At 69.6% G+C, this 20138-nt stretch carries 19 protein-coding genes; 14 read left to right on the top strand and 5 right to left on the bottom strand.

The window, feature by feature from the left end; translation table 11 throughout:
* The first annotated feature begins 43 nt into the window (after nucleotides 1-43).
* Both NM1_RS18115 and NM1_RS18110 read left to right on the top strand, forming a co-directional pair.
* Entirely contained in the window at nucleotides 44-2422 is a 2379-nt protein-coding gene (locus tag NM1_RS18115; RefSeq protein WP_068021025.1) for a PEP-utilizing enzyme, read from the top strand.
* 50 nt (nucleotides 2423-2472) lie between these two features.
* Complete coding sequence (locus NM1_RS18110) at nucleotides 2473-3399, top strand: tyrosine-protein phosphatase (RefSeq protein WP_246010809.1); 927 nt, start codon at nucleotides 2473-2475, stop codon at nucleotides 3397-3399.
* An 81-nt stretch (nucleotides 3400-3480) separates the two neighbouring features.
* Here the strand turns inward: NM1_RS18110 and NM1_RS18105 are convergent, their stop codons facing one another.
* The gene (locus tag NM1_RS18105; RefSeq protein WP_169814284.1) at nucleotides 3481-4104 is read right to left on the bottom strand and encodes an endonuclease domain-containing protein; all 624 of its coding nucleotides are present in this window, start codon (nucleotides 4102-4104) and stop codon (nucleotides 3481-3483) included.
* A 492-nt stretch (nucleotides 4105-4596) separates the two neighbouring features.
* On the opposite strand from NM1_RS18105, the gene hsaA reads away from it, so the two are divergent.
* From hsaA to NM1_RS18090, 3 genes are all read left to right on the top strand, one after another.
* Nucleotides 4597-5760: a 3-hydroxy-9,10-secoandrosta-1,3,5(10)-triene-9,17-dione monooxygenase oxygenase subunit gene (gene hsaA, locus NM1_RS18100; RefSeq protein ID WP_068021021.1), complete on the top strand. Its 1164-nt coding sequence runs from the start codon at nucleotides 4597-4599 to the stop codon at nucleotides 5758-5760.
* Between the two features lie 206 nt (nucleotides 5761-5966).
* Complete coding sequence (locus NM1_RS18095) at nucleotides 5967-6731, top strand: alpha/beta fold hydrolase (RefSeq protein ID WP_246010808.1); 765 nt, start codon at nucleotides 5967-5969, stop codon at nucleotides 6729-6731.
* A 28-nt stretch (nucleotides 6732-6759) separates the two neighbouring features.
* Complete coding sequence (locus tag NM1_RS18090; RefSeq protein WP_068021017.1) at nucleotides 6760-7287, top strand: DinB family protein; 528 nt, start codon at nucleotides 6760-6762, stop codon at nucleotides 7285-7287.
* Between the two features lie 4 nt (nucleotides 7288-7291).
* Here the strand turns inward: NM1_RS18090 and NM1_RS18085 are convergent, their stop codons facing one another.
* Nucleotides 7292-9574 (bottom strand): LuxR C-terminal-related transcriptional regulator, encoded by a 2283-nt coding sequence (locus NM1_RS18085; RefSeq protein ID WP_068021015.1) that lies wholly within the window; start codon nucleotides 9572-9574, stop codon nucleotides 7292-7294.
* 128 nt (nucleotides 9575-9702) lie between these two features.
* Here NM1_RS18085 and NM1_RS18080 point away from each other — a divergent pair, with 128 nt between their 5' ends.
* Nucleotides 9703-10614 carry an LLM class F420-dependent oxidoreductase gene (locus NM1_RS18080; RefSeq protein ID WP_068021013.1) on the top strand — a complete coding sequence of 304 codons (912 nt, stop codon included), beginning with the start codon at nucleotides 9703-9705 and terminating at the stop codon, nucleotides 10612-10614.
* A 9-nt stretch (nucleotides 10615-10623) separates the two neighbouring features.
* Nucleotides 10624-11034: an MmcQ/YjbR family DNA-binding protein gene (locus NM1_RS18075; RefSeq protein WP_068021011.1), complete on the top strand. Its 411-nt coding sequence runs from the start codon at nucleotides 10624-10626 to the stop codon at nucleotides 11032-11034.
* Nucleotides 11035-11131: 97 nt separating this feature from the next.
* On the opposite strand, the gene NM1_RS18070 is transcribed toward NM1_RS18075, so the two are convergent.
* Nucleotides 11132-12358 (bottom strand): bifunctional 3,4-dihydroxy-2-butanone-4-phosphate synthase/GTP cyclohydrolase II, encoded by a 1227-nt coding sequence (locus tag NM1_RS18070; protein WP_068021218.1) that lies wholly within the window; start codon nucleotides 12356-12358, stop codon nucleotides 11132-11134.
* A gap of 137 nt (nucleotides 12359-12495) precedes the next feature.
* On the opposite strand from NM1_RS18070, the gene NM1_RS18065 reads away from it, so the two are divergent.
* The gene (locus NM1_RS18065) at nucleotides 12496-13161 is read left to right on the top strand and encodes a class I SAM-dependent methyltransferase (RefSeq protein WP_068021009.1); all 666 of its coding nucleotides are present in this window, start codon (nucleotides 12496-12498) and stop codon (nucleotides 13159-13161) included.
* On the opposite strand, the gene NM1_RS18060 is transcribed toward NM1_RS18065, so the two are convergent.
* Together NM1_RS18060 and NM1_RS18055 are read right to left on the bottom strand one after the other, a co-directional pair.
* Entirely contained in the window at nucleotides 13158-13745 is a 588-nt protein-coding gene (locus NM1_RS18060; protein WP_084519747.1) for a PadR family transcriptional regulator, read from the bottom strand. The genes NM1_RS18065 and NM1_RS18060 overlap by 4 nt on opposite strands.
* 38 nt (nucleotides 13746-13783) lie before the next feature.
* A complete protein-coding gene (locus NM1_RS18055; RefSeq protein WP_068021004.1) occupies nucleotides 13784-14623 on the bottom strand; it encodes an IclR family transcriptional regulator in 840 nt (279 codons plus the stop codon).
* 207 nt (nucleotides 14624-14830) lie between these two features.
* Here NM1_RS18055 and NM1_RS18050 point away from each other — a divergent pair, with 207 nt between their 5' ends.
* The 6 genes from NM1_RS18050 to NM1_RS18025 all read left to right on the top strand — a co-directional run bounded on the left by NM1_RS18050 (nucleotide 14831) and on the right by NM1_RS18025 (nucleotide 20136).
* Nucleotides 14831-15361 (top strand): flavin reductase family protein, encoded by a 531-nt coding sequence (locus tag NM1_RS18050; protein WP_084519759.1) that lies wholly within the window; start codon nucleotides 14831-14833, stop codon nucleotides 15359-15361.
* 121 nt (nucleotides 15362-15482) lie between these two features.
* Entirely contained in the window at nucleotides 15483-16619 is a 1137-nt protein-coding gene (locus NM1_RS18045) for a 3-ketosteroid-9-alpha-monooxygenase, oxygenase component (protein WP_068021000.1), read from the top strand.
* 11 nt (nucleotides 16620-16630) lie between these two features.
* On the top strand, nucleotides 16631-16882 hold the full coding sequence (locus NM1_RS18040) for a hypothetical protein (protein ID WP_068020999.1): 252 nt from the start codon (nucleotides 16631-16633) through the stop codon (nucleotides 16880-16882).
* Between the two features lie 42 nt (nucleotides 16883-16924).
* Complete coding sequence (locus tag NM1_RS18035; RefSeq protein WP_068021216.1) at nucleotides 16925-17983, top strand: ferredoxin--NADP reductase; 1059 nt, start codon at nucleotides 16925-16927, stop codon at nucleotides 17981-17983.
* Between the two features lie 25 nt (nucleotides 17984-18008).
* Complete coding sequence (locus NM1_RS18030; RefSeq protein WP_068020997.1) at nucleotides 18009-18887, top strand: VOC family protein; 879 nt, start codon at nucleotides 18009-18011, stop codon at nucleotides 18885-18887.
* Between the two features lie 40 nt (nucleotides 18888-18927).
* Complete coding sequence (locus NM1_RS18025; RefSeq protein WP_068020995.1) at nucleotides 18928-20136, top strand: LLM class flavin-dependent oxidoreductase; 1209 nt, start codon at nucleotides 18928-18930, stop codon at nucleotides 20134-20136.
* Nucleotides 20137-20138 lie beyond the last annotated feature (2 nt).

Below are 20138 nucleotides of genomic sequence, written 5' to 3'. Positions count from 1 at the left end.
GCGTCACGTTCCATGGGTGCGCGCCCGGAGGAGGAAGAAGTAGATGCGGGTCCTGGTCACCGGAGTAACCGAGCCGAGCGGGCGCGCGGTGGCGCGCATGCTGTCGGCCGCCGGCCACGAGGTGGTGGGCATCGACGCTCGCCGTCACCGATACGTCGATCCGCGGGTCGACATGATCGTCGGGAATCCGGCCGATGCGCCCGCCCTCGCCCGCGCGCTGTCCGGGTGCGATTGCGTGATCCACCTGTCGGCCGCCTCGGTCACGACCGTGGCCACCGCCGCACGCGAGGCCGGGGTGCGGCTGGTGGTGCCGGTATCGGCGGACCACGACGCGCCCGCGGTGTCGGCTTCGGATGCCCTGGTGGTGCGCACCGCGCTGGTCGCGGGCCGGGATCTGCGCCGCGGCAGCTGGCGGCTGCTCGAGACGCTGCTGGGATCGCGTCGGTCCCAGGGCTTTCAGCTGCTGCACAGCGACGACCTGGAGCGATTCCTGGTGCTGGCCGCCGGGACGCAGCGCACCGGCCTCGTCGAATTGGCCGCGCCGGGAACGGTATCCGGCGACGACGCCCGCCGCATCCTCCGCGCGGCGGGCGTGCGCTATGCGCCGTGGCTGCCGGGACACAAGCCGGCGCGCCCGCCCGTGCTGGAACCGGTTGCCGCATACGCGGAGTGGGGATTCCGCTGCGGATGGACCGCCCGCGAGGTGGTCGACGACATCGCGCGCGGCCTGTCCGGGCGACGGCGGCACGGCAGCGGCTTCCGCGACCGTACGGGCGCGATCCCCTTGCCCGCGCACGTGATTCCCGCGCGCGCCACCACCTACGACGGCCACGCCCTCGACAACGCGGCGCCGGACGGGCTGGAGGGCGAATTCGACGATCGCGTCGACGCCCGCATCCCGGTGCACACGGCGACCAACACCTCCGAGGCGCTGCCCGGCCCGATGACGCCGCTGACCATCGACCTGCAGGCGGGCGCGATCCGGCTGGGCAACGAGGCGATGGGGCGGATGATCGCCCTCGAGGGAATCGCCTTGGAGCACTGGGTGTCCCGCGTGACCACCGTGCTGGGGCACAGCTTCTACATCAACGCCTCCATCGGAGTGCTGGCCGCAGACAACATGCCGGGCTGGGACGAGGCGACCATCCGCAAGGACGTGTACGGCGCCATTCCGCCGGAGGTACCGCTGCAGCCCAAGGGCCGCCCGCCGATGCCGAGCGGTCTCGCGGGCCGGCTGGGGACGCTGCGCGCTACCGGCCGCGTGCTGGCCACCGCGCTGAACTATCGCGCGACCGCCGAGCTGATCAACGCGGCCTCGCGCGCGGAAGCGCTGTCGCGCACCGAGATCGGCGATCTCACCGACGAGCAGCTGCACGCCCGCGCGCTGCTGTGGCGTGATCGGCTCAATCAGGCGTGGCAGGCCGCGTCCATCGGCGTGATGATGACGGGCGCGGCCACGTCCACGCACAAGGGCGAGGTGAAGATCGACCTGAACCGCCTGGAGTCGGCGAAGCCGATGCTGGCGGTGGAGCGGCTGGCCGCGCTGTGCCGCAAGGACGCCGGGCTGCACGAGGTCGCCCGCGACGGCCGGGTGAGCGCGGCACGGGAGAAATCGCCGGAATTCGCCGCGGCCCTCGACGAGGAACTGGCCAAGGTCGGCCACCGCGGCCCCGGCGAGTGCGAACTGCTCAACCCGACCTTCGGCGACCGGCCGGAGTTGTTGGTCAGCGCCGCCGCCCGTGCCGCGGACCTGCCTGCGCCGCACCGGGATCCGGTGCCGCCGCCGAGCGGCCGCACCGCGAAGATGGCCGTCGGCGCCACCGTGTACCGCGAGCGCGCCCGGGACGCGGTCGTGCGCATCACCAACTGCCTGCGGATGGCCACTCGCGAACGGGCCGCCCGGCTGGCCCGCGCCGGAAAGCTCGCGGACATCGACGATGCCGCCTTTCTGACGCTCGACGAAATCCTCTGGGTACCAGCGGATTTGCGGGAGCGGGTGGCGCGTCGCCGCGAGGAGCGGGCCCGGCTGCAGGCGATTCGCATGCCGGATCTGGTGCTCGGACGCTGGGAGCCCGAGGCCGCCACCGGCGCGCTGGAGGTGGGCGCGAGCCTCAGCGGGCTCGGAGTGAGCCCCGGCGTCGTGGAGGGCACCGTGAAGCGGATGCTGTCGCTCGACGACGATATCGAGCCGGGGGACATTCTCGTCGCCGCCGTCACCGACACCGGGCACACCGCGATGTTCGCCTACGCGGCGGCCGTGGTCACCGATATCGGCGGTGCGGCCTCCCACGCCGCGATCGTGGCCCGCGAGTTCGGGATTCCGTGCGTCGTGGACACCAAGACCGCCAGCACCGCGCTGCAGGACGGGCAGAAGGTACGCGTGGACGGCGCCGCGGGCACCGTCACCCTGCTCGCCGAATGACCTCGAGCCGCACCGATTCCGGCGGCTCGACGAGGAAAGGAAAACCGCTAGTGGCGATTTCGCATGTCCTGCGGGGATCGGTGGCCGGGCTGGCCGCCGCATTTCTCGCCGTCCTCCCAACCACCGGATCCGTTCTGGCGGCACCGCTGGTCCACACCGCGCCCGCCGAGTCGGGACAGCAGCAGTCCCTGGGGATTTCGGCCCCCAACGCCCGCGACATCGGCGGGTACCCGACCCAGCACGGCGGCGGCAAGATCCGCTACGGGCTGGTCTATCGCACCGATGCGCTGGACAAGCTGACCGCGGCCGACCAGCAGCGGCTGGCATCGCTGAACATCGGCAAGGCGCTGGACCTGCGCAGCCCCAACGAGGTGAAGGCCAACCCGGACAAGCTGCCCGCCTCGATTCCCTACTCCCCGTTGCCGATCTGGGATCCGAACAACGACTTCTACCTGTACGTCTCGAATATCGTCGCGGGCGGACCGGCGGTGCAGCAGGAGAAGCTCGGCGACGGCAAGGCCGCCGACTTCATGCGCACCTACTACCGGTGGATGATCACCGATCCCACGGCGCGTGGCCAATTCGCCACGGCGATAAAGGAAATCGCCGCCGCGCCCGGCGCGGTCCTGTACCACTGCACCGCGGGTAAGGACCGCACCGGCTGGACGACCGCGATCCTGATGTCGGCGCTCGGCGTGCCGAAGGGCCAGATCTACAAGGACTACCTGGCCTCCAACGACTACCTGGCGGCGAGCAACAAGGCCACGATGGACGCCCTCGTGCAGCGCGGCCTGGTCACCGACCCGTCGCTGTTCGACCCGATCCTCGGCGTACAGCGCGACTACCTCGACGCCGCCTTCGACCAGGCCGAACAGTCCTACGGCTCGTTCGACCGCTTCCTGTCCGACGGTCTGGGCGTCGACGGTGGAACGGTGGACGCACTGAAAACCAAGCTGCTCGACAAGCCGGGCAACTGAGCACTCGGCCTGGGCGGACACGATCCGTGTCCGTGCGACGGATGGTGCCATCTCGAGCAGATCTGTGACCGCCCAGGCCGGTCAAGCCTTCCGTCGTCGGTTCCTGATGACGGCGACCACCTCGTCCACGCACCGATCGATATCGGTGAACACATCCGATGCGGCGTACCGCAATACCAGCCAGCCCCGCAGGACCAGCCAGTTTTGACGGCGTCGATCACGACGGAATACATCGTGTTCGGAGTGGAATTCACGACCGTCGATCTCGATGATCGTCCGGGATCGTTCGTGGACGAAGTCACATACATACGGACCGACCGGATGATTCGGCTCCAGTCGGATCCGGGTGCGGGCCATCGCGCGAGCGAACAGTCGCTCCGGTTCCGACACCGCTCTGCAGGCGGCTTCTCTCAACTGCCGACGCAGCGCAGGCGCACCGTGCGCTCCGCAACGGACCAGTTCGAGCACCTCCTCCGGGTATACAGTGCGACCCAAGCAGCTGTCCACCAGCTGATCGGCCGCGAGGTTCGGAAGCACGGCGACACAATCCAGCAACGTCACCGCGCGGCTGGTGATCGGTAGTCCCCACGACTCGTCGATGGCTCCCGGCGGCAGATCACGTCTGTAGAGACGCAACCAGTCCGGTGTGCTGCGATGCATGCGGCGCGGCACCGTTGCTTCGATGATCTCCGGCTCGGGAACCATACTTCTCATCCACGCGGCGGTGCGGTGGCTCAGCGTTGCCGAGGGTATCCAAGCCACTACCGCCGCGCAGCGCGCCAGCGTGGTCAACCTGTCGACGCAGTAGATCCTGGGCAGCAATCGGGTGTAGATACCACGACGGGAGCGATCATCGAGGGTGGAGGAGGCGATCCCCTCTCCCAGAAGCTGTGCGCGAGTTCGGATGCCGTACATGTCGCCGAGGCTGCCGCACCGGTCTCGGTCGCCCGCTACGTCGAACTGGGCGAACAGGGGACGTGTGGATAAGCGTCGGGTTGTGCATGGATTCGGATTCCGGTCTGGATGGACACGATTCGACTACTCGCGGCAAGAGCTGCCGTCGCGGAGGGATCCGTGACCGCCCAGGCCGGGGCGGTTCCGATCATCGGGACTGGTGCGAGCGGGGATCGAGACCACCGGCATAGCGTCGGGGGACGGTGAGGGCGTGGCCCGGAGGACGCAGGAGGAACAGCCGCAATGACTAACAAGGTGCTCGATCGGGTCCGGGATCTGCTTCCGGCGATCCGGGAGCGGGCCGTGACGGCCGAGGAGCAGCGGCGGGTGCCGGAGCAGACGATTCGGGAGCTGACCGAGGCCGGCGTGTTCCGGATGCTGCAGCCCTCGCGGTTCGGTGGCGACGAGTCCTCGCCGGTGGCCTTCTACGAGGTGATCCGCGCGATCGCGACGGCCTGCCCGTCCACGGCGTGGGTGTCGTCGGTGCTGGGCGCGCACCCGTGGCAGCTGGCGCTGTTCCCGCTGCAGGCGCAGGAGGACGTCTGGGGCGCCGACTCGGACACGCTGGTGTCGTCGTCCTACGCGCCGACCGGCAAGCTGACCGTCGTCGACGGCGGCTACGAGGTCAGCGGCCGCTGGAACTTCTCCTCCGGCTGCGACCACGCCCAGTGGGCGTTCCTGGGCGCGCTGACGCCGAACGATCAGGGCGGCATGGACTATCTGACGATCCTGGTGCCGCGCGGCGACTACCGGATCGAGGAGAACTGGGAGGTGTCCGGCCTGGCTGGCACCGGCAGCAACGACGTCGTCATCGACAAGGCGTTCCTTCCCGCCCACCGGGCCTACAGCGCCGCCGAGCAGGCCGCGCTGCGCGGACCGGGCCAGGAGGCCAATCCCGCACCGCTGTACCGGATCTCGTTCGGCAGCGTGTTCTCCAACACCATCACCGCACCGATCATCGGCGCGGCCCAGGGCGCCTACGACGCCCATATCGAGCGCCAGCGTGAGCGGGTGCGGCTGTCCTACGGCGGGCAGAAGGTGGCCGACGATCCGTTCGCGCACGTGCGGGTGGCGCGCGCCGCGTCCGAAATCGACGCGGCCGTCCTGCAATTGGAGCGCAATATGTCCGAGCAGCTGCGCTATGCCGAGGCGGGGGAGGAGATCCCGTTCGAGCTGCGGCTGCGCAGCCGCCGCGACCAGGTGCGCGGGACCGAGCGGGCGCTCTACGCCATCGACCTGCTGTTCGAGAACTCCGGCGGGCATGCCATTCGCAAACCCCATGCGATAGAACGTCATTGGCGCGATGCGCACGCCGGTAGCGTGCACGTCATCAATGATGTCGAGCGCGCGCTGGCGATGTTCGGCAAGGGCGCGTTCGGGCTCGAGGTCGAGGACAGGATGCTGTGATGGGTTCGGGGAGTGACGAATTGAGCGCCGAGAGCACGACTCGGTGGGTGGTGGTCCCCGGCGAAAAGCGTGCCGGGGAGTATGGGGGTGCGGAGCGTGCCGGGGAATATGGGGGTGCGGAGCGTGCCGGGGAGTATGGGGGTGCGCAGCGTGCCGGGGCAAGCTTGAAATTGCGCTACCACGAAGCGGGTTCGGGCGCCCCTCTTGTGTTGCTGCATGGTTCCGGGGCCGGTGTTTCGGGCTGGGCGAACTTCGGCGCGAACCTGCCCGTGCTGTCGGAGCACTACCGCTGCCTGATCCTGGACCAGCCGGGCTTCGGTGCGAGTGAGCGCCCGGAAACCTACGACCGCAACTATTTACGGATCGCGGTCGACGCCGTGCTCGGGCTGCTGGACGAGCTCGGGTTGGAGAAGGCGCACCTGCTGGGCAATTCGATGGGTGGCGCGGTCGCGGCGCTGCTGGCACTCGAGCATCCCGGCCGGGCCGATCGGCTGGTGCTGATGGCGCCCGGCGGTGTCGGCGTGAACGTGCTGGGACCCGAACCGTCCGAAGGGATTCGGCGGCTGCTGGATTTCAATGCCGATCCGACCCGCGAGCGCGCGATCGACTGGCTGAAGACCATGGTGTTCGACGAGTCGGTGCTGACCGACGAACTGATCGCCACCCGCAGTGCCGCGGCCACCGATCCCAAGCAGACCAAGGCGCTCGCCGACGCCTACGCGACCTTCTACAATCCGGCGCTGGCCGACCCGGTGCCGTTGTGGGCGCGCCTGCGCACGCTCCGGCACGAGGTCCTCATGCTGTGGGGCCGCGACGACCGGGTGACGCCGGTCGAGGGCAGCCTGCTCCCGTCACGCCAACTCCCCAACGCCGACCTGCGCACCTTCGCCCGCTGCGGACACTGGGTCCAGGTCGAGCGCAAGGACGCCTTCGAGCGCGCCGTTCTCGACTTCCTCACCCACGGCCTGTAATTCGGATGCCGTAGGTACCGTCGGAATCATGACCTGGACCGCGCCACGGATCGACCGGCCCCGCGATATGACCGTGAAGGTCGGCGACGAACGCACATTGCTGCAGTCCTGGCTGGACTTCCAACGGCAGACCCTGTTGGTGAAATGCCAGGACCTCACCGTCGAGCAGCTGCGGCTGCGCAGTGTCGAACCGTCGACACTGTCGCTGCTCGGGCTGGTGCGGCACATGACAGACGTGGAGCGCTCCTGGTTCCGCAAGCGTTGCGCCGGTGAGGATCTGCGGTACTACTACTCCACCGGTGAGAACATCGACGGTGAGTTCGACGATGTCGATACCGCCGATGCGCAGGCCGATTTCGAGCGCTACCGCGCCGAACTCGAACTGGCCGACAAGTCCGTCGCACACCTCCCGCTCGACCACACCTTCGTCCACCCTCGTTCGGCACAGGGCATCAGCCTGCGCTGGGTATACCTGCACATGATCGAGGAGTACGCCCGCCACAACGGCCACGCCGACCTGCTCCGCGAACGCATCGACGGCAGCACCGGCGCCTGAGCGCCTACAGCCCGTGATCCCGTGCCCACCCCGCGATCTGGGTGCGGGAGGTGAAGCCGAGCTTGGTGAGGATGTGCTCGACGTGGGTTTCCGCGGTGCGCACCGAGATCACCAGGTCGGCGGCGATGCGCTTATTGCTGTGCCCGGCCGCGACCAGGCGGGCGACATCCTTCTCGCGGCGGGTGAGCACATCCAGCGCCGCCGTGTCCCTCGGCGCCGACCGTCGCGCGACCGGCACCGGCTCGGGTGCCGAGGGCTCGCGGTCGAGGGCGTAATCGATGGCGGCGGGCAGCGACAGCGCGGCGCCGCCGTCGAAGGCCGCCCGGAACCCCTTCTCGCCCAGCGACTCCTGCACCTGCGCCCGCACCTTCTCACCGACCGCGCTGGTGATGGCGTGCGCCAGCCGCACCGTGCTGCGCTGCAGCGTCTCCGCCGCGCCCATCAGCCGGGCCGCCCGCTCCGTCTCCGCGCGCGCCGCCGCGGACCACGCCAGCCCGTCGAATGCCGAAGCCAGCCAGACACATCGGTCGAACTGGGCGAATATCTCGACGGTCCGGCTCATGTAGTCGGCCGCCGCCTCCTGATTGCCGTGCCGCCAGTGGTCGATGCCGATCACCCACAGCGCGAGGCCGCCGAGCAGATGCGGGCCGTGCCGCTCGGTCACGGCGCGGAAGCGCTCCGCGATCGCCGTGGAGCGCTCGTCCTCCAGCAGCGTCGCGCACATGAAACCGAAGGCGAGACTGTCCATCTCGGTGGCGTGATGGCCGATCCGCCGCGACAGCTCCCCGGCCTGCTCGGACAGCGTCAGCGCGGTGGCGGCGTCGCCGTCGGTGAAGGCGATCAGCGCCTCGTCCAGCCGCGCCTCGGCGAGAATGTCGTCGGCGCCCAGATCGGTGGCCACCGCCAGGCATTCGTCCACGAGCCGCGCCGCGGGTTCCCGGTCCGACAGCAGCGCCGCCAGCGAGGCCGCCGAGGACAGCGCGCGGGCCCGCTCCCAGGTCGGTTCGGGGTTGCGCGCCAGCGCGTCGGTGAGCCAGCGGTAGCCCTCGGACAGGAACCGGTAGTGCTCCCAGAACGGCCGTAGCACGGTCGCGGTCTCGAGCGCCAGCTGCGGCGCGTTGACGAGCGAGAACTGCAGTGCCGAACGGAGATTCGCGTGCTCGCGGGCCAGCTCCCGGAACCAGTCCAGGTCCGCGCTCGTCCAATACGCGCGCTGCCCGCGCAGTGCCAGTTCGCGGAAGTGGTCGCGGTGGCGGGCCCGCACCGCGTGGTCGTCGCCGCGCTCGGTCAGCCGGTCGTGCCCGAACTGCCGGATCGGTTCCAGCATCGAGTATCTGGCGGCCGCGCCGTCGTAGCGCAGCGTCAGCACGGACTTGTCCACCAGCCCGGTCAGGGTGTCCACCAGCACCGGCGGGCCGCCCGGCAGTGCGCCCACCGCCTGTGCGGCATCGATGTCGAACCCACCGGCGAACACCGAAAGCTGCTGCCACAGCTGCTGTTCCAGCGGTGTGCAGAGTTCGTAGCTCCACCGGATGGCGCCCTCGATGGTCTGCTGCCGCTGCGGTGCGGTGCGCGGGCCGGCGGTCAGCAGCTCCATGGTGTCGTCGAGCCGGTCCAGGATCTGCTCGGGGGTGAACACCCGAAATCGCAAGGCCGCCAGCTCCAATGCCAGCGGAATGCCGTCGAGGCGGTGGCAGATGGCAGCGAGGGTGGTGCGGTTGGCGGGCGTCAACTCGAACCCGGGGTTGGCCGCGGTGGCCCGCTCCACCAGCAGGCGCAGCGCGTCGCTGTCGGGGTCGGCGATCGCCAGCGGCGGGACCGGCATCACCTGCTCGCCGGGTATGCCCAGCACCTCGCGGCTGGTCGCGAGCACCCGGACCTGGGGCGTGCTGCCGACGATCCGCCCGACCAGCTCGGCGCAGGCGTCGATCACGTGCTCGCAGTTGTCGAGGATCAGCAGCAGCCGCTTGTCGGCGAGGAACTCGGTGAGCCGCAGCAGCGGTGCGGTGGTGTCGTCCCGCAGTTGCAAGGCCTCGGCCACGCTGAGCGTGACCAGGTCCGGATCGTGCACATCGGCCAGCTCGACCAACCACACGCCGTCCGGGAAGGCGCGCGCCATCACCTCGCCGACCTGCCGGGACAGCCGGGTCTTGCCGACGCCGCCCGGACCGAGCAGCGTCAGCACCCGCGTCGAGGGCAGCAGCCGCTTGGCGGTGGCCAGTTCGTCGCGGCGGCCGACGAAGCTGGTGACCTCGGCGGGAAGGTTTCCGGAGACACGCCGCGCCATGGTTGGTAACACTATCGTGACCTGGGTCGCGCGCGGACCACATCGGCTATGGCGGCACGCGGCGTGCGGCCGCGGCGCCGGGCATAGGCTGGATGATCGAACGGACACCCGACCCTAGGAGGCTCGCAGTGCGGATCGGCATCCTGCTCAACGAACCGACCGGACCCGACGCGCTGCGCCGGATCACCGACGACCTGGCGCAGGCCGCCGAGGAGGGCTTCGACTCGGCCTGGCTGTCGCATATCTTCGGCATCGATGCGCTGACCGCGCTGGCCGTCGCGGGTAGCCAGGTGCCGGGTATCGATTTGGGCACCGCCGTCGTGCCCACCTACCCGCGGCATCCCGGCACCATGGCCCAGCACGCGCGCACGACCGCGCTGGCGGCCGGGCCCGGTCGCCTCACCCTGGGGATCGGCCTGTCGCACCAGATCGTCATCGAGAACATGTTCGGCTACGACTTCGGCCGCCCCGCCCGGCACATGAAGGAGTACCTGTCGGCGCTGTTGCCGCTGCTGGACGGCGAGCCGGTCTCCTACTCCGGTGAGACCCTGAGCGCCAACCTGGCCCTGTCGGTCCCGAACGAGGGCCGGGTGCCGGTGCTGGTGGCGGCGATGGGGACCCAGATGCTGAAACTGGCCGGCCGCCGCACCGACGGCACCGTGCTGTGGATGACCGGCCCGGCGACCATCCGCGAGCACATCGCGCCGACCATCACCGCCGCCGCTGCCGAGGCGGGCCGTCCGGCGCCGCGGGTGGTGGCCGCGCTGCCGGTGCTCGTCACCGACGAGGCCGACGCCGCCCGGGAGAAGGCCGCCGAGGTCTTCGGCGCCTACGGCACGCTGCCGTCGTACCGGGCGATGATGGACCGAGAGGGCGCCGAGGGCCCGGCCGATCTGGCGATCATCGGCACCGAGGAGCAGGTGGCCGCGCGCGTGCGGGCGATCTTCGAGGCGGGCGCCACCGAGTTCTACGGTGCCGTGTTCGCGGGCGGCGACGCCGCGGCCCGCACCCGCAAACTCCTTGCCGGACTGGCCGACTGAGGATCGCCGATGGCGCGGCGCGCACGGGTGGACGATGTGCACGACCTGGCCGGGGCCATGCCGCATGTGACGGTCGAATACGGCCCGCAGGGCAACCCGGTCTACCAGGTCGGGCGAAAGTCGTTCGTGTTCTTCCGGACTCCGCGCCCGGACGCGTTCGACCCGGATACGGGTGAGCGATTCGCCGACGTGATCGTGTTCTGGGTCCCCTCGGAATCCGACAAGCTCGCGCTCGTCCAGGACCCGGACTCGCCGTTCTTCACCACCCCGCACTTCGACGGCCACCCGTCGGTCCTGGTGCGAGGCAGCCGGATCGGCGAGCTGGGCCTGGACGAACTGACCGAGGTCGTGCAGGACGCCTGGCTTTCGCGCGCCTCGCCCACCCGAGCGAAAAGGTGGCTGGCCGAGCACGATTCGTGAGCGACGGGCCGCGGCATTCCGACAGCAGCGGCCCCCTTCGCATTTCCGGCACACTTTCGGCCGGAATCCACGGGAATGATGTTGCGCTCCCGGGGCGCTAGCGGTTGGCGGTGGCGAGGTCGGCATCGGCGAACTGGTGGCGGAGGCGGTCGCGTTTGGTGCGGAGGTAGTGGACGTTGTGTTCGGTTGGCTTGGTCTGCAAGGGGATTCGCTCGGCGACCGTGATGCCGTGCGCTTCCAGCCCCGATTGCTTGGCGGGGTTGTTGCTCAGCAGGCGTACCGATTCCACGCCCAGGTCGGCGAGGATCCGGGCGCCGGCGCCGTACCGGCGGGCGTCGATCGGCAGCCCGAGCCGGAGATTGGCATCGACGGTATCCGCGCCCTCGTCCTGTAATTCGTAGGCGCGCAGCTTGTTCAGCAGACCGATACCGCGTCCCTCCTGCCCGCGCAGGTACACCACCACGCCCCGGCCCGCGGCGGCCACCGCGCGCAGCGCCGCGTCGAGCTGTGCGCCGCAGTCGCAGCGCAGCGAGCCGAAGGCGTCGCCGGTGAGGCATTCCGAATGCAGCCGGGCCAGCGCGCCCGAACCCGCGGGGGCGCCGAACACCAGGGCCAGATGTTCCGTCTCGTCGTCGTCGCGATATCCGAGCACCCGGAATTCGCCGTAGCGCGTGGGCAACTGGGTCTCGGCGAGCCGGGTGACGGTGTCCTCGAAGCGGTTTCGGTGCGCGATGAGATCCGCGATCGACACGATCGGAATGCCGTGCGTCCGGGCCAGCGTCAGCAGTTCGGGTAGCCGGGCCATCGAGCCGTCGTCGTTGACCACCTCGCCGATGACGCCCGCGGGCCGCATCCCGGCCAGCCGCAGCAGATCCACGGTGGCCTCGGTGTGGCCGGGGCGGCCCAGCACGCCGCGCGGGTGGGCGCGCAGCGGGAACACGTGCCCGGGGCGAGTGAGGTCGGCGGGGGAGGTGCGGGGATCGGCGAGCAGCCGCATCGTCCGCGCGCGGTCGGCGGCGGAGATGCCGGTGGAGACGCCCTCGGCCGCATCCACCGACACGGTGTACGCGGTGCCCTTGGGGTCCTCGTTGACCGCCGTCATCGGCGGCAGCAGCAGCCGGTCCAGGTCCGCGCCCGCCATCGGAACGCACAGCACCCCGCTGGTGTGGCGCACCAGGAAACCGACGTTCGCCGCCGTGGCCCGCTCCGCGGCCAGCACCAGGTCTCCCTCGTTCTCCCGCTCCGCATCGTCGACGACGAGCACCGCGCCACCGGCGCCCAGCGCCGCCACCGCCTCCGGAACGGAATTCAGGCCCTCGGCCATCGCGACCACCTCCTATATGCCTGATAGAAATATGCCGACACCAAAACAGCCAGGTGAAGTACCGATCAGTGGGACCCGCCCTCCCCGGGAGGGGCCGGACTTGACCTCGAGTGTGGTTGAGGGTGTTGGGTGGGGGCATGACGCAGACCGCAGAGTTCTGGAACACTGTCTACGACAATGACACGGCCCCCTGGGTGATCGGGGAACCGCAGCCCGCGATCGTGGCGCTGGAGCGCGAGGGGCGGATCACCGGCCGGGTACTCGACCCCGGCAGCGGCGCTGGGGAGCACACCATCATGCTCACCCGGCTCGGCTACGACGTGCTCGGCGTCGACCTGTCACCCAGCGCCGTGGCCTACGCCCAGCGCAATGCCGCCGAGAAGGGCGTCCCCACAGCGCAATTCCGGGTCGTCGACGCGGTACGCGTGGGTCGTGAGCCCGAGAGCGGCACGGTGCTGGGCGTCTTCGACACCATCGTCGACAGCGCGCTGTTCCATGTCTTCGGCGAGGATCCCGAGGCGCGCGCCGACTACGTCCGCGGCCTGCACGCCCTGTGCAAGCCGGGCGGATATGTGCACGTGCTGGCCCTGTCGAACGCCGAACCGGGCATCGGTCCCCGCATCAGCGACACGCTCATCCGCGAATCCTTCGGCGACGGATGGGAATTGGAGGACCTGCGGCCCAGCACCTACCGCGGCCGGGTCACCGGACTGGTCGCCGACGATGTCGACAAGCTCGGCCTGGAATCCGAGGACGGCATCATCGATACGGTGGCCTGGCTCGCACGCATTCGACGGATCTAACCCTTCTTGCGGCGAGAACCGCCGCGCTTCTCCAGCTTGCCCAGGTCCGCCAGCAGGTCCCGGGCGAACTCCTGCTCGGCCTCGTAGTGCCGGACGCACCACCGCAGCACGGCACTCGGATACGCCCAGTCCGGGTTGGTGTCGGCTCCCTCGGCATCGGCCTGGGCCCGGCGGCGCATCCGCTCGGCGTAATCGATGTGCTCGGTGAGGATTTCGCGCAGGCGATCCGGCTCGGCGAGATGGCCCAGCCAGGTCCGCAGCATGACACTGTGTTTGAGCACCGGTGCCTCGACGGGTGAATGATTCACCCAGTGCGCCACCGCCTCCCGCCCGCTCGCCGTGATCGCGTACATCCGCTTGCCGCGCACGCCGTCCTCGGACAGCACCGCGCGCGAGGTGACGTAGCCGTGCTTCTCCAGCCGCTTGAGCTCGGCGTAGATCTGGCTGAACGAGGGACTCCAGTAGAAGAACTGCAGACTCCAGTCGGCCCACTTCTTCAGGTCGTAACCCGACAGTTCCTCGGCGTGTGAGAGCATTCCGAGCACGGCCCAGGAGGTCGTCGGCAGGTCGGGACCGGAGGTCATCGGCGAACTATATCGCTCGGGCATGTTCCGGGACCGGGCTAGCGCCATCGCGCCCGCCGCGGGAACAGCGTGCGCCCGGCCTCGTGCGCCACCTCCAGCACGACCCTGGCGAGCCGGTCGAAACTCATCGCGTCGGCCCGCCCGGACAGCGACAGGGCGGCCGGGGCGGCGCCGCGGGCCCGCAGCGGCGCTGCCACACAGGCGATTCCGGCGACGGCCTCCTCACGGTCGACCGCCACGCCCTGCCGCAGCCGGATCTGGCCCAGCTCGCGGCGCAGCGCGTCGGGTTCGCAGAGGGTGCGCGGCGTCAGACGGGGGAGCCGGGAGCGGAACGCGGCCTCGGCGATGGTGGGCTCCAGGGCGGCCAGCATGGCCTTGCCCAGAGCCGTTGCGTGCGCGGGCATCCGGCCGCCCAGCCGGGTCGGCAGCGCGGCGGCGAACCGGCCGCCCGCCTTGTCCAGGTAGACCACATCGCGGCCGTCGAGCACCGCGAGGTGACCGACCATGCCGGTGCGCTGGGACAATTCGTGCAGCAGCGGGCCGACCGCGTCGCGAATCTCGTTGTGGTCGGCGGTGAGTCCGCCCAGCTCCAGGGTGCGCATGCCGAGCCGGTAGCCACCGGAGGTGTGCGCCAGCCAGCGCAGCCGGATCATCTGGTCCAGGATGCGGTGCACCGTCGAGCGCGGAAGTCCCGTCCGCTCAACGAGTTCCAGTAGGGTCAGCGTCGGAGTGGCGGCATCGAACGCGTCGAGGATCAGGGTCATCCGCTCGATCATCGAGACCGGGATGGCGCCGCCGCGGTCCGCCGTCCGGGTGTCCGCCGCGTGGTGCGGGGCGGGAGTGGTGCGTTCCGCGGAGGGCAGCACGGTGACGGTCATATGTTCCTCCGTTGGTTCATATGCAGTCTAGAAGTATTTCGACTAGGCATGTTCGGATTCATAATTTGTGTCACCAGTCACAGTGGCCCGTGACATACGGGTCGCGAATCGGTGGAACTACGTACGTCCTACCGATCTGTTTCCCGGTCACCGGACCTGCGTATTGACCGGTCCGCGGGCTCACCTGCTCTGATGACTGTCAGCTATATGTCTGATCGAAATAAGGGAGTCGCGGTGCTGCAGGCGGACGGGCCGACCCTCGGGGTCGCGCACACAACCTTCAAGGCCGTGCTGAGCCGATTCTGCACGGGCGTCACGGTGCTCACCGCCCTGGACGGCGATCGGCCGGTGGGGTTCAGCTGCCAGTCGTTCTCCTCGCTGTCGCTGGAACCGCCCGCGGTGTGCTTCTGCCCCGCGCGCACGTCCACGTCGTGGCCGCGCATCCGCGCGGCCGGGCGATTCTGCGTCAACATTCTCGCTCACGATCAGGAGGAGGTCTGTCGACGGCTGGCCCGCAGCGGCACCGACAAGTTCGCCGGAATCGACTGGGCCCCTTCGGCGAACGGCTCGCCGCGGCTGTCCGGCGCGCTGGCCAGTATCGACTGCGAGCTCGAGCGAGAGTTCGACGGCGGCGACCACACCATCGTGATCGCCCGCGTCACCGCGCTCGACGAGCATTCGGACGCGCCGCCGCTGCTGTTCTACCGCTCGGCATTCGAACGGCTGGGGGCGCGGTGACGACCTCCCGGCCAGTGGGACTGCGAATGTCGGCCGCCGGGGCCCGCGGCAAGCATCGAAATCAGGACAGCCCTCGCGACGTGAGCGGGCGCGCAGGGGCGGTAATCGGATCGGAGGAACAATGACCGGCGACAGCGAAGTGCGAGTGATCGATGCGGGCGGGCCGACCACGCGGTACGCGCGCGGCTGGCACTGCCTCGGGCTGGCGGACAGCTTCCGGGACGGAAAACCGCACACCATAACGGCTTTCGGCACGGAACTGGTGGTATTCGCGGGCGAGGACGGCAACCTCAACGTGCTCAACGCCTACTGCCCGCACATGGGCGGCAATCTGGCCGACGGTACCGTCAAGGGCAACTCGCTGGCATGCCCGTTCCACGATTGGCGGTGGGGCGGCAACGGCCGCTGCACCGGTATTCCGTACGCGCGCCGGGTACCGCCGCTGGCACGCACCAAGGCGTGGAAGACGTTGGAGCAGAACAGGCAACTGTTCGTGTGGAACGACCCGGAGGGCAAGGCGCCGCCGGCCGACATCACCATCCCGCGGATCGAGGGCGCGTTCAGCGACGAGTGGACCGACTGGACCTGGAAGCAGATCGTCGTCGACTCCAACTGCCGCGAGGTGGTCGACAACGTGGTGGACATGGCGCACTTCTTCTATGTGCACCTGGGCTTTCCGACGTTCTTCAAGAACGTCTTCGAGGGTCATGTCGCCAGCCAGTACATGACGTCGGTCTCGCGCGAGGACACCATGGGTGAGACCGCGAAGGCGCTGGGCGGCAAGAACACCCTGCACTCCGACGCCTCGTACTACGGCCCCTCCTACATGATCGACCACCTGCGCAGCGAGAGCGACGGGCTGACCGTGGAGGGCATCCTGATCAACTGCCACTACCCGGTCACTCCGGACCGGTTCGTGCTGCAGTACGGCATGATCGTCAAGCTGCCCACCGACCGTCCGCGGGCCGAGGCCGAGGAGATCGCCGCCAAGTTCGCGGGCGGCATGGGCACCGGATTCGAGCAGGACATCGCGATCTGGCAGCGCAAGACCCGCATCAACAATCCGCTGCTGTGCGAGGAGGACGGCCCGGTCTATCAGCTGCGACGCTGGTACCAGCAGTTCTATACCGATGTCGCCGATGTCGCCGAGGAGATGACCGCGCGGTTCGAATTCGAGGTGGACACCACGCGCGCGGTCACGGTGTGGGAGGCCGAGGTGGCCGAGAACCTTGCCAAGCGCGCCGCGGCCCAGGTCTGAAAGTAGCTGTCATGGAATCTGTTTCGTGCCGTAGCTGCGGGACCTGCGTGCTCGTGGAGAAGTACAGCCCGCAGCACACCAGCGTGCAGTGGAGCGCGGCGGCCCGGGCGGCGTGCACCGGCCTCGCCGCGGCGAGCGAGCGGGAGCATACGTGCCCCGCGCTCCGCGAGAGCATCGACGCCGCCGTGCGGTCGGGGGAGTTGCCCGTCAGCTCCCGCGAGCAGGACGTGCGAACCCGAGGCCGCACCTTGGCGCACACCTGAACGCCCGGAAGTGATTGCAAAGGAATGGAACTGGTGAATCGAATGGGAACGGTCGCGGAACCGGTGCGTGCCGGTATCGCCACCGTGCGGATCGTTCGCGTGGTGCGCGAGACGCCCGATGCGGTGTCGCTGGTACTCGCTCCCGATTCGGAGCATGCGGACCGATTCGCCTACCGGCCAGGGCAATTCCTGACCCTGCGCATCCCGAGCGACCGGACCGGATCGGTGAGCCGTTGCTACTCGCTGTCGAGCGCGCCGCACGAGGGCGGGCCGCTGCAGGTCACCGTCAAGCGGACGCGGGACGGCTACGGCTCGAACTGGCTGTGCGACAACGCGGTCGAGGGAATGAGCCTTGACGCGCTGCCACCGGCGGGCCTGTTCGTTCCGGCCTCGCTGGATACCGATCTGCTGCTGTTCGCCGCCGGTTCCGGGATCACGCCCATGCTGTCGATCCTGAAATCGGTGCTGGCGCGGGGGGCGGGGCACTGCACCCTGGTCTACGCCAACCGCGACGAGCGGTCGGTCATCTTCGCCCGCGAGCTGGCCGGGCTGGCGGCCACCCATCCCGGCCGCCTGCGCGTGGTGCACTGGCTCGAGAGCGTGCAGGGTTTGCCGTCGGCCGAGCAGATCGCGGAGCTGACCCGACCCTGGTGCGGCCGTGAGGTGTTCGTCTGCGGTCCGGGCCCGTTCATGGACGTCGTCGGTGCCGCGATGGCGGTGCTCGGCGTCGACCGCAAGCACGTCCACATCGAGAAGTTCGTGTCGCTGCAGGGGAATCCGTTCGAGCCGGATGATCCGGCCGCCGAGGATTCGACACCCGGGGGCGACACTGCCACCGTCGCTGTCGAACTCGACGGCGAGCGGCATCGGTTCGACTGGCCCAGGAAGCAGGTCCTGCTGGATGTGCTGCTGTCCCAGGGGCTCGAGGCGCCGTACTCCTGCCGCGAGGGTGCCTGCAGCGCGTGCGTGTGCCGGGTCGTCTCCGGCGAGGTGCGCATGCGGCGCAACGAGGTACTGGAGGAGGCCGATATGGCCGACGGGTATGTGCTCGCCTGCCAGTCGATTCCGGTGAGCGGCGACGTCTCCGTCACCTATTCCTGATCCACGATTTCGAGGAGTTGTCACCATGCCCGCCTTCAGTTCTCTCGGCTACGTGCGCGCCGGGATCGCCGACGCCGATGCCTGGCGCACGTTCGCCTTCGACACCATCGGCTTCGCCGAGGGGTCCGGCCCCGACCCGGACTCGATCTACCTGCGCACCGACGAGCACACCTACCGCCTGGAACTCGTGCCGGGCGAGCGCGACGAGGTGCTGGCCGTCGGCTGGCAGGTCGCCGACGCCGCATCGCTGGCACTGGTGCGCGAGACGCTCGAGAAGGCCGGAATCGCGGTTACCGCACTGTCTCTCGCGGAGGCCGGGCAGCGCCACGTCGAGGAGGCCATCAGCTTCACCGACCCGTCCGGGTTCACCGTGGAGGTGTTCCACGGGCCGCTGCTCGACCACAGCCCGGTGCTGACGAAGTTCGGCGCCCGGTTCGTCACCGGCAAGCTGGGCCTGGGGCACGTGGTGCTGCCGGTGCCCGATCTGGAAGCGGCCCGCCGGTTCTACACCGACGTCCTGGACTTCCACGCCCGCGGCTCGTTCCGGGTGGGCCCGCCGGACCACCCGATCTGGATCCGGTTCCTCGGCGTCAACCCGCGCCATCACAGCCTCGCGCTGATCCCCGGCACCCGGGCGGAGGGGCCGGGCATCGTGCACATCATGGTCGAGGTGGACCGGCTCGACGACGTCGGGCGGGCGCTGGACCGGGTGACCGCGGCGGGCTACCACCTCTCCTCGACCCTCGGTCGGCACACCAACGACAAGATGATCTCCTTCTACGTCCGCACACCCGGCGGCTGGGATCTCGAATTCGGCTGCGAGGGAATGCTTGTCGGCGACGACTACGTGGCCGAGGAGATGACGGCGGACAGCTACTGGGGCCACGAGTGGAACCGCGGCTGACCGCCGCCGCCAACTGAATACCCGCAAAGGAGCGCCGATCATGACCCAGCCCAGCGTCCCCGGACCCACCAGGTTCGGATTCTTCATCGCGCCGTACCACCCGCTGGACGGCAACCCGACCCTGCAGATCCATCGCGACCTGGCGCTGGTGGAGCTGGCCGACGAACTCGGCTACGAGGAGGCGTGGATCGGCGAGCACCACTCCGCGGGCCTGGAAATCGTCTCGGCCCCAGAGGTTTTCCTCGCCGCGGCGGCGCAGCGCACCCGGCGCGTCCGGCTCGGCACGGGCGTCAACTCGCTGCCGTACCACCAGCCGATGATGCTGGCCGATCGGCTGACCCTGCTCGATCACCTCACCATGGGCCGGGTGATGATGGGCGTCGGCCCCGGCCAGCTCGCCTCCGACGCGGCGATGATGGGCGTCGCACCGGCCCGCCAGCGCGACATGATGCACGAATCCATGGATGTGATCGTGCCGCTGCTGCGCGGCGACACGGTGACCGCCAAGACGGACTGGTTCGAGCTGAACGACGCTCGCCTGCAACTGCTGCCGTATCAGCAGGACGGCCTGGAGATGGCGGTGGCGTCCACGATCTCGCCGTCCGGGGCGGTGCTGGCCGGTCGGCACGGGGCGGGCCTGCTGTCGCTGGCGGCGTCCGATCCCAGCGGATACGAGGCCCTGCTGCCGAATTGGCAGGTCTACGAGCAGACCATGGCCGACAACGGACACGTCGTCGACCGCGGCAGGTGGCGGCTCGTCGCGCCGCTGCACATCGCCGAAACCCGGGAACAGGCGCTGCGCGAGGCGGAGTGGGGCATCGGGCACCTGGTGAACTACATCGAGAAGCTCAGCGGTATGGACATGCCGTGGGGTGGCACCGCCCGGGCGGCCGTGGAGCAGTGGATCGGCCCTGGCTTCCCGGCCTTCGGCCGCGCCACCATCGGCACCCCGGACGATGCGATCGCCGCCATCGAGGCGCTGGCCGAGAAGTCCGGCGGCTTCGGCACATTCCTGATTCTGGCGCTGAACGTCGCCGACCCGGAGGCCACCCGGCGGTCGGTGCGGTTGTTCGCCGAACACGTCGTCCCGCACTTCACCCGCGCCAACCGGAACCGGACGGCCTCACTCGACTGGGCCAACGCCAACAGCGAACGGTTGATGACCGGCCTGCGGGCGGGAGTGCAGGCCGCGTTCGAAAAGCACGGTGCGGCACTGGCTTCGGCCGAGCGGCCGACAAAAGGGGAGTGAGG

The organism is Nocardia mexicana NBRC 108244 (assembly GCF_001613165.1).
Lineage (GTDB): Bacteria > Actinomycetota > Actinomycetes > Mycobacteriales > Mycobacteriaceae > Nocardia > Nocardia mexicana.
Note: the sequence above shows the minus strand (reverse complement) of the source record. Positions and strands in the feature narration are given on the sequence as shown.

Bases quoted from the DNA above. Each gene is read 5' to 3' on its own strand.
- NM1_RS18045 (WP_068021000.1), top strand. From the start codon at position 15,483: ATGACCGGCGACAGCGAAGTGCGAGTGATCGATGCGGGCGGGCCGACC.
- NM1_RS18050 (WP_084519759.1), top strand. From the start codon at position 14,831: ATGTCTGATCGAAATAAGGGAGTCGCGGTGCTGCAGGCGGACGGGCCG.
- NM1_RS18025 (WP_068020995.1), top strand. From the start codon at position 18,928: ATGACCCAGCCCAGCGTCCCCGGACCCACCAGGTTCGGATTCTTCATC.
- NM1_RS18030 (WP_068020997.1), top strand. From the start codon at position 18,009: ATGCCCGCCTTCAGTTCTCTCGGCTACGTGCGCGCCGGGATCGCCGAC.
- NM1_RS18105 (WP_169814284.1), bottom strand. From the start codon at position 4,104: ATGGTTCCCGAGCCGGAGATCATCGAAGCAACGGTGCCGCGCCGCATG.
- NM1_RS18040 (WP_068020999.1), top strand. From the start codon at position 16,631: ATGGAATCTGTTTCGTGCCGTAGCTGCGGGACCTGCGTGCTCGTGGAG.
- NM1_RS18085 (WP_068021015.1), bottom strand. From the start codon at position 9,574: ATGGCGCGGCGTGTCTCCGGAAACCTTCCCGCCGAGGTCACCAGCTTC.
- NM1_RS18075 (WP_068021011.1), top strand. From the start codon at position 10,624: ATGGCGCGGCGCGCACGGGTGGACGATGTGCACGACCTGGCCGGGGCC.
- NM1_RS18065 (WP_068021009.1), top strand. From the start codon at position 12,496: ATGACGCAGACCGCAGAGTTCTGGAACACTGTCTACGACAATGACACG.
- NM1_RS18055 (WP_068021004.1), bottom strand. From the start codon at position 14,623: ATGACCGTCACCGTGCTGCCCTCCGCGGAACGCACCACTCCCGCCCCG.
- NM1_RS18060 (WP_084519747.1), bottom strand. From the start codon at position 13,745: ATGACCTCCGGTCCCGACCTGCCGACGACCTCCTGGGCCGTGCTCGGA.
- hsaA (WP_068021021.1), top strand. From the start codon at position 4,597: ATGACTAACAAGGTGCTCGATCGGGTCCGGGATCTGCTTCCGGCGATC.
- NM1_RS18115 (WP_068021025.1), top strand. From the start codon at position 44: ATGCGGGTCCTGGTCACCGGAGTAACCGAGCCGAGCGGGCGCGCGGTG.
- NM1_RS18070 (WP_068021218.1), bottom strand. From the start codon at position 12,358: ATGGCCGAGGGCCTGAATTCCGTTCCGGAGGCGGTGGCGGCGCTGGGC.
- NM1_RS18035 (WP_068021216.1), top strand. From the start codon at position 16,925: ATGGGAACGGTCGCGGAACCGGTGCGTGCCGGTATCGCCACCGTGCGG.
- NM1_RS18090 (WP_068021017.1), top strand. From the start codon at position 6,760: ATGACCTGGACCGCGCCACGGATCGACCGGCCCCGCGATATGACCGTG.